12 protein-coding genes are annotated in these 14,452 nt (G+C 71.8%); 2 read left to right on the top strand and 10 right to left on the bottom strand.

The genetic code is table 11. The features are described from left to right. The first annotated feature begins 44 nt into the window (after positions 1–44). The gene (serC, locus tag VGE38_RS01150) at positions 45–1,160 is read left to right on the top strand and encodes a phosphoserine transaminase (protein WP_331140696.1); all 1,116 of its coding nucleotides are present in this window, start codon (positions 45–47) and stop codon (positions 1,158–1,160) included. A 69-nt stretch (positions 1,161–1,229) separates the two neighbouring features. On the opposite strand, the gene VGE38_RS01155 is transcribed toward serC, so the two are convergent. The 6 genes from VGE38_RS01155 to VGE38_RS01180 all read right to left on the bottom strand — a co-directional run bounded on the left by VGE38_RS01155 (position 1,230) and on the right by VGE38_RS01180 (position 6,090). Beyond that, the gene (locus tag VGE38_RS01155) at positions 1,230–1,718 is read right to left on the bottom strand and encodes an O-acetyl-ADP-ribose deacetylase (protein WP_414690881.1); all 489 of its coding nucleotides are present in this window, start codon (positions 1,716–1,718) and stop codon (positions 1,230–1,232) included. Next, positions 1,715–2,767: a DNA topoisomerase IB gene (locus tag VGE38_RS01160; protein ID WP_331140698.1), complete on the bottom strand. Its 1,053-nt coding sequence runs from the start codon at positions 2,765–2,767 to the stop codon at positions 1,715–1,717. The genes VGE38_RS01155 and VGE38_RS01160 overlap by 4 nt, the downstream gene beginning before the upstream one ends. A gap of 45 nt (positions 2,768–2,812) precedes the next feature. After that, the gene (locus VGE38_RS01165; RefSeq protein WP_331140699.1) at positions 2,813–3,457 is read right to left on the bottom strand and encodes a cytochrome b; all 645 of its coding nucleotides are present in this window, start codon (positions 3,455–3,457) and stop codon (positions 2,813–2,815) included. 45 nt (positions 3,458–3,502) lie between these two features. After that, positions 3,503–4,513, bottom strand: coding sequence for a YjiK family protein (locus VGE38_RS01170; RefSeq protein WP_331140700.1), 1,011 nt, complete (start codon positions 4,511–4,513; stop codon positions 3,503–3,505). Further along, the gene (locus VGE38_RS01175) at positions 4,506–5,711 is read right to left on the bottom strand and encodes a class I SAM-dependent methyltransferase (protein WP_331140701.1); all 1,206 of its coding nucleotides are present in this window, start codon (positions 5,709–5,711) and stop codon (positions 4,506–4,508) included. Before VGE38_RS01175 ends, VGE38_RS01170 begins: the two co-directional genes overlap by 8 nt. Before the next feature lie 103 nt (positions 5,712–5,814). Beyond that, a complete protein-coding gene (locus VGE38_RS01180) occupies positions 5,815–6,090 on the bottom strand; it encodes a hypothetical protein (RefSeq protein ID WP_331140702.1) in 276 nt (91 codons plus the stop codon). Positions 6,091–6,345: 255 nt separating this feature from the next. On the opposite strand from VGE38_RS01180, the gene VGE38_RS01185 reads away from it, so the two are divergent. Further along, positions 6,346–7,698 carry an HNH endonuclease signature motif containing protein gene (locus VGE38_RS01185; RefSeq protein WP_331140703.1) on the top strand — a complete coding sequence of 451 codons (1,353 nt, stop codon included), beginning with the start codon at positions 6,346–6,348 and terminating at the stop codon, positions 7,696–7,698. Between the two features lie 104 nt (positions 7,699–7,802). Here VGE38_RS01185 and VGE38_RS01190 read toward each other — a convergent pair whose 3' ends face one another. The 4 genes from VGE38_RS01190 to VGE38_RS01205 form a co-directional block, all read right to left on the bottom strand. Next, positions 7,803–8,723 (bottom strand): NUDIX domain-containing protein, encoded by a 921-nt coding sequence (locus VGE38_RS01190; protein ID WP_331140704.1) that lies wholly within the window; start codon positions 8,721–8,723, stop codon positions 7,803–7,805. A 10-nt stretch (positions 8,724–8,733) separates the two neighbouring features. Further along, entirely contained in the window at positions 8,734–10,020 is a 1,287-nt protein-coding gene (locus VGE38_RS01195) for a geranylgeranyl reductase family protein (RefSeq protein WP_331140705.1), read from the bottom strand. Positions 10,021–10,051: 31 nt separating this feature from the next. Then, positions 10,052–10,654, bottom strand: coding sequence for a GrpB family protein (locus tag VGE38_RS01200; RefSeq protein ID WP_331140706.1), 603 nt, complete (start codon positions 10,652–10,654; stop codon positions 10,052–10,054). A 164-nt stretch (positions 10,655–10,818) separates the two neighbouring features. Next, the coding region (locus VGE38_RS01205) for a DNA-directed RNA polymerase subunit beta' (protein WP_331140707.1) at positions 10,819–14,452 on the bottom strand (3,634 nt) is incomplete at its 5' end.

Here is a 14,452-nt window from a genome sequence, read left to right on the forward strand (position 1 = left end):
ACTCCTGCGGTGGGTGGGGGTGGGCAACTGAGAGAATACGAGCCATGTCGCTGCTGATCCCCGCCGACCTCCTGCCCGCCGACGGCCGGTTCGGCTCCGGTCCGTCCAAGGTCCCGGCCGGCCGGCTCGAGGCGCTGGCGGCGACCGGACGCACGCTGATGGGCACCTCCCACCGGCAGCCGCCGGTCAAGGGCCTGGTGCGCCGCGTCGTCGACGGCCTCACGACGTTCTACGACCTGCCCGAGGGCTACGAGGTCGTCATCGGCAACGGCGGCTCCGCGGCGTTCTGGGACCTGGCGACCTTCGCGCTGGTCGAGCAGCGCAGCCAGCACGCGGTGTTCGGCGAGTTCGGCGCCAAGTTCGCCGCCGCCGCCCGCAAGGCGCCCTGGCTCGGCGCGCCCACCGTGCGGACGGCGGAGCCCGGGTCGCTGGTCCTCCCCGAGGCCGAGGCCGACGTGGACGTCTATGCCTGGACCCACAACGAGACCTCGACCGGTGTCGTGGCGCCGGTGGTGCGTCCGGCCGGCGCACGCGAGGACCAGCTCACTCTGGTCGACGCCACCTCCGCCGCCGGTGGCCTGGCCCTCGACGTCACCCAGGCCGACGTCTACTACTTCGCGCCGCAGAAGTCGTTCGCCTCCGACGGGGGCCTGTGGCTGGCGCTGATGTCGCCGGCCGCCGTCGCGCGCGCCGAGCGGATCGCCGCCTCGGACCGCTACATCCCGGCGTTCTTCGACCTCGTGGGAGCGCTCAAGAACACCCGGCTCGACCAGACCTACAACACCCCCGCGGTGGCGACGCTCTTCCTCATGGCCGAGCAGCTGGACTGGATGAACGCGCTCGGCGGCCTGCCGGCGATGGTCGAGCGGGTCGACGCCTCCGCGCAGGCGCTCTACGACTGGGCCGAGAAGGCGTCGTACGCCGCGCCCTTCGTCGCCGACCCGGCGCACCGCTCCCCCGTCGTCGGCACCGTCGAGCTCGACCCCGCCATCGACAAGGTGGCGCTCACCCGGACGCTCGTCGCCAACGGCATCGTCGACCTCGACGCCTACCGGGGCATCGGCACCAACCAGCTCCGGATCGCGATGTACCCCTCCATCGACGCCGCCGACGTCACCGCCCTCACCCGCTGCATCGACTGGGTCGTCGAGCGGCTCTAGCCCGTCGAGTCCCGAGTCGTGGCCCCGCGAGTCCCGGGTCCTGGCCCGTCGAGTCCCGGGTCGTAACCCTCAGAGCTGCGCGCGGACCGCGTCGTACGTCGGCCGCCCGAACGCCACGATCCGCGCCTCCGACACCGACGTCCGCGCGGACCGGAAGACCTCGAGTGCACACGCGATGGCGTCGTCCTTCGGCCAGCCGTAGACCCCCGCGCTGACCAGCGGGAAGGCGACCGTGCGCGCGTCGAGCTCGTCGGCCACCTCGAGCGCGCGCCGGTAGCACGACAGCAGCTGCTCGCGCGTGCCGACGCCGTGCACCGGCCCGACGACGTGGATCACCCATCGCGCCGGAAGCGCGCCGGCCGTCGTCCACCCGGCGTCCCCCGTGGCGAGCCCGTCGGGGAACCGCGCGACGCAGTCGGCCAGGATCGCCGGCCCACCCGCGCGGTGGATCGCGCCGTCCACGCCACCTCCGCCCCGCATCGCGTTGCTCGCGGCGTTGACGATCGCGTCGACGTGCTGGGCGGTGATGTCACCCTCGACGGCGGTGATCTCCATCAGCCCTCCTGCGCGTCGGCCTCGTTGCGGATCAGCCGCAGCGTCGCACGCTCCAGCGCCGCCTGTCGCGCGTCCGGCGAGTCGTAGTTGCGCCGGGTCGTGGCGGCGATGGTCCGGCCCTCCTCGAACGCCGAGACGACCCGCGGGTCGACGTACGACGAGCGCGCCAGCGCGGGCGTGTTGCCCAGGAACTCCGAGACCTCCCGCATCGCGGCGGTGACCAGCCGCTTCCGGGCGGTGCGCGAGGCGGTGCGACCGGTCTTGCGCAGCGTCGACTCCAGCTCGTCGTAGCCCTCCGCCAGCGCCGCGGCCGCCAGCACCGTCGCGTGCCAGGTCCGGAAGTCCTTCGCGGTCGCCTCGACGCCGGTCGTCTCCCGCACGTACTCGTTCACCAGCTGCGGCAGCATCGCCCGCCAGCGGCGACCCTCCTGGTAGGCGAGCAGCCGGCCGTCGCTGCCGCGTCGCCGCCGCATCACGTCCACGGCCTCGCGCACCATCGCGTCGTCGATCTCGATGCGGTGCTCCACGCCCGACTTGCCGGTGAACGTGAAGACCAGCCGGTCCTGGCGGCGGCGGACGTGCTGGCGCTGCAGGGTGGTGAGCCCGAAGCTGCCGTTGGCGTCGGCGTAGACGTCGTTGCCGATGCGGAAGTAGCCGATGTCGAGCAGTCGCACCGCGCACGCGCACGCCCGCTCGAGCGGCATGCCGTCGCGAGCCAGGTCGGTCATCACCTGCTCGCGGGCCCGCGACAGCGCCTCGCCGAAGCCGAGCACCCGGTCGAACTTCTCCGCGTCCCGCCGGGCCCGCCACTGCGGGTGGTAGAGGTACTGCCGCCGGCCGGCGTCGTCGGTGCCGACGGCCTGGAGGTGCCCGTTGGGGTACGGCGTGATCCAGACGTCGGTCCACGCCGGCGGGATGACCAGGTCCCGGACCCGCTGGGCGTCCTCGGGAGCGAGGCGCTCGCCGTGCTCGTCGAGGTAGACGAAGCCCTTGCCCGCGCGGCGACGCGTCCAGCCGGGCTCGTCGGGGGACGTACGACGCAGCCGGACCATGCCCCTCGGTTGCCGCCCGGCCCCCGCGTCATGTCACCGGCGGCCTCAGAGCATCCGTCGCAGGTGCCGGTCCCGGCGTACCACCGTGTGCCGGAGGACCAGGCCGACATGGAGCGCCACGGCGACGAAGAACGCCACGTGCGCCGTGACGTGCGCCGGCAGCCAGCCGTCCTCGCCGGCCACCAGGAGCAGCCCGGTGGCCGGGATGACGAAGAGCAGCGCGAGCAGCGCCTTCTCCAGCAGTCCCTCCAACCGCCGCTCGACCGGGCTGAGAGCTGGCGCCCACGGGGGCAGCGGTGTCGTCCTCCGCCACACCACCCGCACCACACCGAGGGCGAGGATCGTCAGGCCGAGCAGGACGTGCCACTCCGGCAGGCTCAACCCGCCGTCCAGGAGGTCACCGGTCCCGAGGTCGCCGAACGCCACGTCGACCGGCTCGTCGGCTCGGTCGTCGAGGCGATCCTGCTGCGCCTCACAGGCGTCCTCGAGGCGGTCGAGCCGCTCCTCCTCGGCGTCGGAGGTCTTGCCGCCGCCGCGTTCCTCTCCGGGCGGGTCGCACGCGCGGTCGGCGGCGTCGCCGTCCTCGATGCGGTAGCCGACGACGAACTGGGCCGCGATCGCGAGGACGGTCGCCCAGTGCAGGACCTTGGTGACCAGGCCGTAGCCGTGCTCGCCGTTGCGCAGCCGCATGGGTCAGTCATACCGCGTCACCGGGGAATCCCGGGGCTCGACAGGTCAGCGGGGACGCAGCGAGCGGAGCAGGACGACGATCATGGCCACCCCGACCACGCCGCCGAGGAGCCAGGGCCACAGGCCGCGGTCGGTCCGTTCGGTGACGGCGACGGGGTCGCCGGACTCGCCCGACTCGTCGGTGGAGTCGGGTGCAGGGGTGGCGGTGGGGTCGCTGGTCGCTGAGCCGTCGCCGTCACCGTCGTCAGCGACGTCGACCGGGTCGAGGACGAGGACGTCGGTGCGCGAGCCCTCACTGCTGAGGTACACCGCCCCGGAGGCGTCGACGGCGAGCCCCTCCCCCTGCTGCTGGCGCGGCAGCGGGATCGAGCGCACCCGCTCCAGCGCCGGCCAGGTGTAGAGCGTGGCCGAGGTGTAGCCGCGGACCAGCGCGTGCCGGCCGTCGGGCAGCAGCGCGCCGTCGGTCGCCATCGGCAGGACGTCACCGACCGGCTCCAGCAGGTTGGGCGCGGCGGCGGACAGCTCGGCGGGGGCGGCGTACAGCGTCCCGCCCAGGAAGCCCTTGGTGGCGACGTAGAGCCGGCCCTCGGCGTCGCTGAGCATCGTCTCGGCGTCGTGGGCGCCGTCGGGGTAGACCAGCTCGTAGACCTCCGGCGAGACCCGCCGCTCGCCGCGGCCCACGGGGACGCGCGCGACGGTGAGTGACTCCCGCACCCGGTTGTTGTCGCCGATGTCGCCGACCCAGACATGCTCGTCGCCCGCTGGCGCGAGCGCCTCGACGTCGTAGGGGTCCTCGGCCCAGTGCGTCACGCCGACGGTCCGGCCGTGCCGGTCGACGATGAAGACCCGGCCGCTGTCGCCGGAGTCGTTGGTCGTCGCGAAGAGGCCACCGACGGCCACCAGCCCCGACGACTCCGCGATCGCGGCATCCTCGAACGCGAACGCAACCCGCTCGGTGCCGGTCGGAGCCGCCGCCGCGCCGAGCAGGAACGGCACGATGACCAGGGCGGCCAGCGCGCGCTCGAGCCACAGCAGCCGGGGCAGCCGGTCACTCACCCGTCGTGACCCCGAGCAGCTCGCCGAGCCTGGGCCGCAGCCGCCAGGTCGAGACGAGGTCGTCGTACTCCTTGCGCACGCTGCCACCCCTGACCGGCCCGCCGGTGCGTACGGCGCGCAGCATCGTGTTGCGGGGCGTGTGCTGGCTCTCCACGAACTGCACGACGTCGACGCGGTAGCCGCTGATCCGCAGCAGCGAGGCGCGCAGCCCGTCGGTGAGGGTGTCGGCCAGCCGCTCGCGCAGGATGCCGTGGCGGGTGAGCGCGGCGTACGGCGACGGCGTCGGCTGCTTGCGCAGCTGGGCGGCGATGTCGTGGTGGCAGCATGGGGCGGCGAGCACGAGCGGAGCCTCCCACTCCACGGCGCGGGCCAGAGCGTCGTCGGTGGCGGTGTCGCACGCGTGCAGCGCGAGCACGACGTCGGGCGGCTGGGGCAGCTCGACGCCCGAGATGGTGCCGGCGATGAACTCCGCCGCCACGCCCAGCTTCTCGGCGACCGCGCTGTTGTGGTCGCGGGACTGCTCCTTGACGTCGACCCCGGTCACGACCACCGGCAGCCCCTTGAGGGTCAGGTAGCGCTGCGCCGCGAACGTCAGGTAGCCGTTGCCGCAGCCCAGGTCCACGATCCGCAGCGGGTCATCGGCGGTGGGCTTGCGCAGCTTGCCCTTCGCGTCCTCCAGGCCGGCGTCGAGCTGCCGCAGGAACTCCTCGACCTGGCGGTACTTCCCCTGCCGGCTCGGCTTGAGGGTGCCGTCCTTGTCGGAGATGCCGAGCGTGACGAAGACCGGATCGTCCGCCGGGAGCAGCCGCTCCTTGGGCTTGTCGTGCTCGCGCGCGACCTCGACCTCCGTCGCCCGCGGGGTCGTGATGACCAGGGCCTCGAGCTTCTTGGTGACCCGCACCGCGTGGTGCTCGGTGGTGGTGTCAACGTTCCAGTGGCCGAACGGCTCGTCGAGCAGCGCGTCGACGGCGTCCCTGGCGTCGCCGGCGGGGTAGTTCTTCGTGAACGCCTGCGTGGCATCGAAGGTGGTGACCTGCAGATGCCGACCGCCCTTGAGGTCGACGTACCTCAGCTCGGCGCGCCGCCACTGCGGCGTCGTCCCCTTCTGGCGGCCGGATCCGACCGCCTTGACCAGCACGTCGGGGTCGAGGATCAGCCCGCGCATGCGGTTGAGGACGCGGAGCAGGGGTTCGCTCATCGGGGGTTCACTTCAGTAGCTGCGCGACGAGGACGATCACGAGGAGAGCCACGAGTGCCGCGGGGATGACAAGGCGACGGTGGCGGGGGTTCACCCCTCGATCCTAGAAGCCAGCAGCTCCGCGAGGTGCATCGCGGGCCCGTCCGCAGGTGTCGACCCGAGCTCCTCCCCGTTGGTCGACCGGCGAGCGTCGTCCCTCGTTGGTCGAGCCGGCGAGCGCCAGCGAGCCGTGTCGAGACCACCGCACCGCCTCGTCGGTCGAGCCGGCGAGCCACGTCTCCTCGTTGGTCGAGCCGGCGAGCGCCAGCGAGCCGTGTCGAGACCACCACACCTCGTTGGCCGAGCCGGCGAGCCGCCAGGCGAGCCGTGTCGAGACCACCCGTGGTGCCGCTGGGAGCCAGGGTGTCGGGGGTCTCGACACGTTCGGCCCTTGGCGGGCCTCACTGCTCGACCAAGGCGGGTACGTCGGCCCGGCGAGCCGCCGCCTCGTTGGTCGAGCCGGCGAGCGCCAGCGAGCCGTGTCGAGACCACCCGTGGTGCCGCTGGAAGGCGGGTATCGGACTCGTGATCGGCCCTCCACAGGGCCGGCGGCGGGCTCGCGGGGACTGTCGGTGGCGGGTGCTTGAGTGGACTCATGACCAGCCCGCGGATCGACCTCGACACCACGCCGGACTCCCCGGCCGGGGTGTTGGCCGACCTGCGCACCCACCGCGAGAACGCCCGGGCCGCCGAGGTGCAAATGATGGTCGACGCGATCGCCTGGGCGGCCATGCACTCGGTCGACTCGATCTCGCAGGCCGCGACGCTGCCGAGCACCGAAGGTGCCGTGGCGATCGCGGGCGAGGGGGCGCCGCTGGTGGCGGAGTTCGCCATCGCCGAGCTCGCCGCGGTGCTGGGGCGCTCCACCGACTCCGGCCGGATCTGGCTCGGCCAGGTCATGGAATGCCGCTACCGACTCCCTCGCATCTGGGCCGCGTTGACCGGTGGCCGGGTGCAGCCCTGGCAGGCCCGCCGCATCGCCGAGGCCACCCTCAGCCTGCCCGTCGAGGCCGCGGCCTGGGTGGACCGACAGCTCGCCCCGGTGGCGCACAAGATCGGCCCCGCCCAGCTGGACCGCACCATCACCGAGGCCCTCACCCGCTTCCAGCCCGACCGAGCTGAAGCCGAAGCACAGGCCGCCAGGGAGTCGCGGTACGTGACGGTCGAGACCCGGCACATCACCACCACCGGCTGCGTCCAGCTCCACGGCACCCTGGACCTGGCCGACGCCCTCGACCTCGACGACGCCCTCCACGCGGTCGCCACCACCCTCGCGCAGTTGGGTTCCACCGACTCCCTCGACGTACGCCGCGCCAAAGCCCTCGGCGAGATCGCCCGCAACGACCACACCCTCCACCTCACCACTGACTCCGATGAGCAGACCGCGAAGCCCGGTGAAGCGCCGGTGCGGGTGCCCGTGCCCCGACGCCAGGTGGTCCTCTACGCCCACCTCACCGTCCACGATGACGGCGATGGTCAGGTGGTGGATCCGTTCGTGCGGGTGGAGAACACCCGCAGCCTCATCACCCTCGACCAGCTCCGGGAATGGCTCACCATCCAGAACACGACCGTGACCGTGCGGCCGGTGCTCGACCTGAACGAGCACCTCGAGACCACCGGCTACCAACCCACCAACCGACTCCGGGAGCAGGTGGCCTTGGTCAACGGCCGGTGCGTGTTCCCCCACTGCACCCGCCCCGCCCGCGGCTGCGACACCGACCACATCACCGCCCACACCACCGGCCATGCCGCCGGCGGACCCACCTGCTCCTGCAACCTCGCACCCCTGTGCCGCCGCCACCACCGGATCAAGACCCACACCGCCTGGAGCTACGACCTGCTCGACCCCGGCACCTATGTCTGGCGCAGCCCACACAGCCTGAGGTTCCACGTCGACACCGAGGGCACCACCAGTATCGAGACCACTCGACATCCATCCCGCCCCTGACCCCGCCACCCCCACCCGGGGAGCGGGGCCACCAGCACGCCCCCCGGGAGGTCTCGACACGGCTCGCCTAGCGGCTCGCCGGCTCGACCAACGACGGACGCCGCCTACGGGCCGTCGGGGGTGCGCCGCGCAGCCGCCAGCGCGGTGCGCACGACGTCGAGCACCGGAAGCTCGCCGGCCTCGATGGCCGTCACCGGGACCCAGGCGACGGCGTCGGTGGTGCCGTCGACCTCGGTGACCACCGGCTCGGCGTCGTCGGGGACGGTGGCGGCGAAGACCAGGTGGACGCCGTGGAAGTCCTCGTGGCGGCCGTTCGGCGCGGTGCCAGTCACCGCGACGTCGTCGACCTCCAGCACCGCTCCGACGACGCAGTCGATGCCGCACTCCTCCCGGACCTCGCGGGCCAACGCCGCGCGAGGGCTCTCTCCGAAGTCCACACCGCCGCCCGGCAGCGTCCAGGAGCCGGAGTGGAACCCCCGCTCGGAGATGCGGGTGAGCAGCACGTCGGGACCGCGCCGCACGAGGGCGTACGCCGCCACGCGCTGCATTTGGTACGGCCGGTGCTGCGCGAGCGCCTCGCGCACCAGCGGCAGCGTCGGCACCGCACCGGAGAGCACGTCGGCGAGCGGGAGCCAGGCCGCCTCGGCGGTCGATCCCCCGACCTCGACGGTCTGCGGCTCCGGCGCATCCAGCGGCACCCACCCGTCGTACACGATGCGGAGAGCGTGCGCGTCGACGTTGCGCCCGCGCCGCCAGGTGTTGGCCCGGTGCGCCGAGAACACCCACGCGGTGTCGCCGATGGAGACGTCGAGGCCGGTCTCCTCGTAGACCTCGCGCACCACCGCGGCGCGCGGGTCCTCGCCGTGGTCGAGCCCGCCGCCGGGCAGCGTCCACAGCGGCGACCGGGTGAGGGTGTCGGAGAGTCGGCTGAGCAGGATCCGGTCACCGCGCAGGACGACGGCGTACGCCGCCACGCGCTGCACCTGCGGCAGACGGGTGCGCCGTCGGGGTATCTGGCGGCTCACGCGGCGGCCCTCACGAGAACGGCGGACGGTGGTCGCGGGCCAGCGAACGGCGGCCCGCCCAGCGCCACACCCGAGCGGCTCGGTCCCGATCCTCGTCGGTGACGAGGTTGCCCATCCAGCGCAGCGCGAGCGTCATCAGCGCGTCCGAGCGCATGCCGACCGGCCCGAGGGCGGCGACCAAGCGGGGGTTCGTCGCGATGCCGGCGAGCTTGCGCGCGATCGAGAACGACTCGCCGTAGTGGTCGCGCAGCAGCGCCGGCCACGCGGTGGCGAGGTCGGTCCGGGCACCGCTGCCAGAGCTGCCAGAGCCGCCAGAGAGCATCTCGGCGACCAGCCGGCCGGTCTCCAGGCCGTAGTCGATGCCCTCACCGTTGAGCGGGTTCACGCAACCGGCGGCGTCGCCGATCAGCGCCCAGTTCGCGCCGGCGACGTTGCTGACGGCGCCACCCATCGGCAGCAGCGCCGAGGCCTCGGCGCGCAACTCGCCCTCGATCCCGAACTCCTCCTGGATCGAGGCGGCGTAGAGGCGCATCAGCGGCTTGATCGCGATGTCGGCCGGGCGCTTGGCGGTGGCCAGCGTGCCCGCGCCGAGGTTCACCTCGCCGGTGCCGAGCGGGAAGACCCAGCCGTACCCGGACAGCACCGGTCCGACGCCCGACGAGCCGGTCGCCGGACCACGCAGCTCCAGGTGCGAGCTGATCCAGGGGTCGTCGCTGCGCGAGGAGCGCACGTAGGAGCGGCCGGCGACGCCGTACACCGTGTCGCGGTGCCACTCCCGGCCCAGCACCTTGCCCAACGGCGAGCGGACGCCGTCGGCGACCACGAGGCGGTGGCAGGCGATCTCCACGGTCTCCTCGCCGCGCCGCAGCACCACGGCAGCCACCCGGCCGCCGTCCATCCGGACGTCGACGGCCCGCAGCCCGTCGACGGCGGTCACGCCGGACTTGATCGCGGTGGTGCGCAGGTGGTCGTCGAGCTCGGTGCGGGCGACGGCGGAGCCCCAGCCCGGCAGCGAACCGCCCGGCCACGGCAGCTCCAGCGTCTGCCCGAAGCCATGGGCGCGCAGACCGCGGTTGGCCGGATGAGCGCGCAGCCAGTCCTCCAGTCCGAGCCGGACCAGCTCGTGGATCGCGCGCGGCGTCAGCCCGTCGCCGCAGGTCTTGTCGCGCGGGAAGACGGCGGCGTCGACCAGCAGTACGTCGAGGCCGGCGCGCGCGGCCCAGGTCGCGGCCGCGGAGCCGGCCGGCCCGGCGCCCACGACCAGCACGTCGGTCGAGGTCGGGAGCGTGCCGGGCATGTCCTCATCCTTCCAGACCGAGGAGCCGCGCCTACCGCAGGCCGGTCGCCCGGAAGGCGCGGTCGTAGATCTCCCGCACCACCTGCTCCTTGCGGGCGTTGTACGCCATCGCGTCCTCGCCGGCCGCGGTGCTCGCCGCGGAGGCCTCGCGCTTGACCTGCGCGTAGCGCTCGCGCTCCTCGGGGTTCCCGCGCAGCCAGTCCCGGAATATCCGGTGCTTGACCAGCTCGGGACTGTCGAAGCCGAACACGTGCACGTGGCAGCGTGGCTCGTCGGCGCGCAGCACCCGGTGCTGGTACCACCACGGCTCCCGCACCCGCAGCTCGAACCCGACGGCCTCCAGAGCGGGGACGTACGCCGCCTCGTCGGCCGGGTCGGCCACCGTCAGGTCGATGTCGATCACCGGCTTCGCGGGCAGGCCCGGCACGGCCGTCGAGCCGACGTGCTCGACGACGATCGCCCGCCAGCCGAGGGCACTGCGGATCGTCGCCGCGATGGTCGCGAACGTCTCCGGCCACGCCGGGTCGTAGTCGACGACGTCGACCAGTGTCGACGGGCCGGTGCTCACCCAGGGGGACTGCCCGGGCGGCGGCGGGCTGTCGTCGAAAGTCACGATCTCCTCACGGCTGGGCATGTCGTGACTCTAGGCAAGCGCGGGGCGGGTGTCAGGGCGCTCACCCGCGCTGTATCCCCCGCTCGACCGGATCTCGACGCACCAAGGCCCCGTCTGCTGGCGCAGGCGGGGCCTTGGTTTGCTCGATCTGGTTCCTTCACCAGAGCTGAGCGCGCTTGCGCGCGTCAGCTCTGATAGGAACCAAAGTCGAAGTCGTCCAGCGCGACGGCCTGACCCTGGCCGGTGGTGCCACCGAACTCGTAGTCGTACGGGTCGTAGCCGGAGACGGAGTACGCCGCGGCACGTGCCTCCTCGGTCGGCTCCACCCGGATGTTGCGGTACCGCTCGAGGCCGGTTCCCGCCGGGATCAGCTTTCCGATGATGACGTTCTCCTTCAGACCGCGCAGCGAGTCCGAGCGACCGTTGATCGCCGCGTCGGTGAGGACGCGGGTCGTCTCCTGGAAGGACGCGGCCGAGAGCCACGACTCGGTCGCGAGCGAGGCCTTGGTGATGCCCATGAGCTCGGGACGACCCGAGGCCGGCTTGCCGCCCTCGGAGACCACGCGGCGGTTCTCCTCCTCGAAGAGACCACGGTCGACCAGGTCGGACGGCAGCAGGTTGGTGTCACCCGACTCCAGCACGGTGATCCGGCGCAGCATCTGCCGCACGATGATCTCGATGTGCTTGGCGTGGATGGACACACCCTGGCTCTTGTAGACGCCCTGGACCTCGTCCACGAGGTGCTTCTGGGTGGACCGGACACCGAGGATGCGCAGCACCTCCTTCGGGTCGGGGGTACCGACCGTCAGGGTGCGACCGACCTCGATGTGCTCGCCGTCGGCAACGTTGAGGCGGCTGCGGCGCGAGACGACGTACTCGACGACCTCGGAGCCGTCGTCCGGCGTGAGCAGGACCTTGCGGGCCTTGTCGGTCTCCTCGATCTCCACGCGGCCGGAGGCCTCGGCGATCGGGGCGACACCCTTCGGGGTGCGAGCCTCGAAGAGCTCGACGACGCGGGGCAGACCCTGCGTGATGTCGTCGGCGGAGGCCACACCACCCGTGTGGAAGGTACGCATGGTCAGCTGCGTGCCGGGCTCACCGATGGACTGCGCGGCGATGATGCCGACCGCCTCACCGATGTCGACCAGCTTGCCGGTGGCCAGCGAGCGGCCGTAGCACTTCGCGCAGGTTCCGGTCCGGGCCTCGCAGGTCAGGACCGAGCGGATCTTGACCTCCTCGATGCCGGCCTCGGCGAGCTCGGCGATCTTCACGTCACCGAGGTCGTCACCGGCGGCGGCGAGGACCTCGCCCGACGTCGGGTGGACGATGTCGACGGCCGCCGTGCGGGCGTACGCCGTGGTCTCGACGTCCTCGCCCACGATCGGAACCGTGAAGCCACGCTCGGTGCCACAGTCGTCCTCACGGATGATGACGTCCTGCGACACGTCGACCAGACGACGGGTCAGGTAGCCGGAGTCGGCCGTCCGCAGCGCGGTGTCGGCCAGACCCTTGCGGGCACCGTGGGTCGAGATGAAGTACTCGAGCACGGAGAGACCCTCGCGGAAGTTGGCCTTGATCGGCCGCGGGATGATCTCGCCCTTCGGGTTCGCCACCAGGCCTCGCATGGCGCCGACCTGACGGATCTGGTTGAAGTTACCGGACGCACCCGAGATGACCTGCATGAAGATCGGGTTGCGGCGGTCGAAGGCCTGCTCCATCGCCTCACCGACGAGCTTCGCAGCCTCGGTCCAGATCTCGACCAGCTCCTGACGGCGCTCCTCGTCGGTGACGAGACCGCGCTCGAACTGCTTCTGGATCTTGGCGGCCTTGGCCTCGAACTCGGAGAGGATCTCGGTCTTGTTCGCCGGCGTGGTGACGTCGTCGATCGAGACCGTGACACCCGAGCGGGTCGCCCAGTGGAAGCCGTTGTCCTTCAGAGCGTCGAGCGACGCCGCGACGACGACCTTGGGGTACCGCTCGGCGAGCGCGTTGACGATCGCACCGAGCTGCTTCTTGCCGACCTCGACGTTGACGTACGGGTAGTCGGCCGGGAGCGTGTCGTTGAAGATCGTGCGGCCCAGCGTGGTGTCCACGACGAGCGGGTCGCCCTGCTGCCACCCCTCGGGAACCTCGAGGCCCTCAGGCGGGACGATGCCGTCGACCTTGATCTTCACCTTGCTCTGCAGCGTGATCTCGCCGCGGTCGAAGGCCATGATCGCCTCGGCCGGCGACGCGAACGTGCGGCCCTCGCCGGGCTCGCCGTCGCGGTCGGCGGTGAGGAAGAACAGACCGATGATCATGTCCTGCGACGGCATCGTGACAGGCCGACCGTCGGACGGCTTGAGGATGTTGTTCGTCGACAGCATCAGGATCCGGGCCTCGGCCTGCGCCTCGGCGGACAGCGGCAGGTGCACCGCCATCTGGTCACCGTCGAAGTCGGCGTTGAACGCGCCGCACACCAGCGGGTGCAGCTGGATGGCCTTGCCCTCGATGAGCTGCGGCTCGAACGCCTGGATGCCGAGACGGTGCAGCGTGGGCGCGCGGTTGAGCAGCACGGGGTGCTCGGTGATGACCTCTTCGAGGACGTCCCACACGACCGGCCGGGCACGCTCGACCATCCGCTTGGCGGACTTGATGTTCTGCGCGTGCGAGAGGTCGACGAGCCGCTTCATGACGAACGGCTTGAAGAGCTCCAGCGCCATCTGCTTGGGCAGACCGCACTGGTGCAGCTTCAGCTGTGGACCCGACACGATGACCGAGCGGCCGGAGTAGTCGACGCGCTTGCCGAGGAGGTTCTGGCGGAAGCGACCCTGCTTGCCCTTGAGCATGTCGGACAGCGACTTCAGCGGCCGGTTGCCCGGGCCGGTGACCGGACGGCCACGGCGACCGTTGTCGAATAGCGAGTCGACGGCCTCCTGCAGCATCCGCTTCTCGTTGTTGACGATGATCTCGGGCGCGCCGAGGTCGAGCAGCCGCTTGAGGCGGTTGTTGCGGTTGATGACGCGGCGGTACAGGTCGTTGAGGTCGGAGGTCGCGAAGCGGCCACCGTCGAGCTGGACCATCGGGCGCAGGTCCGGCGGGATGACCGGGACGGCGTCGAGCACCATGCCGATCGGCTTGTTGCCGGTCTTGCGGAAGGCGTCGACGACCTTGAGGCGCTTGAGGGCGCGGACCTTGCGCTGGCCCTTGCCGGTCGCGATGGTCTCGCGCAGCGAGTCCACCTCGGCCTCGATGTCGAAGGTCTCGAGGCGCTTCTGGATCGCCGTGGCGCCCATGTGGCCCTCGAAGTACTTGCCGAACCAGTTCTTCATCTCGCGGTACAGGAGCTCATCACCCATGAGGTCCTGGACCTTGAGGTTCTTGAACGTGTCCCACACCTCGTCGAGGCGAGCGATCTCGGCCTCGCTGCGCTTGCGGATGGCGGCGAGCTCACGCTCGGCACCGTCGCGCACCTTGCGCTTGGCGTCGGCCTTGGCACCCTCGGCCTCGAGGGCCGCGAGGTCCTCCTCGAGCTTCTTGGTGCGGTCCTCGATGGCGACGTTCATGCGGTTGGTGAGCCGCTCGCGCTCGAGGCCGACCTTGCCCTCGAGGGCGCTGAGGTCCTTGTGGCGGGCGTCCTCGTCGACCGAGGTGATCATGTAGGCCGCGAAGTAGATGACCTTCTCCAGGTCCTTCGGGGCCAGGTCGAGCAGGTAGCCCAGGCGCGACGGGACGCCCTTGAAGTACCAGATGTGGGTCACGGGAGCGGCGAGCTCGATGTGGCCCATGCGCTCGCGGCGCACCTTGGAGCGGGTCACCTCGACGCCGCAGCGCTCGCAG

The organism is Nocardioides sp. (assembly GCF_036405735.1).
In the GTDB taxonomy this organism is placed as follows: domain Bacteria; phylum Actinomycetota; class Actinomycetes; order Propionibacteriales; family Nocardioidaceae; genus Nocardioides.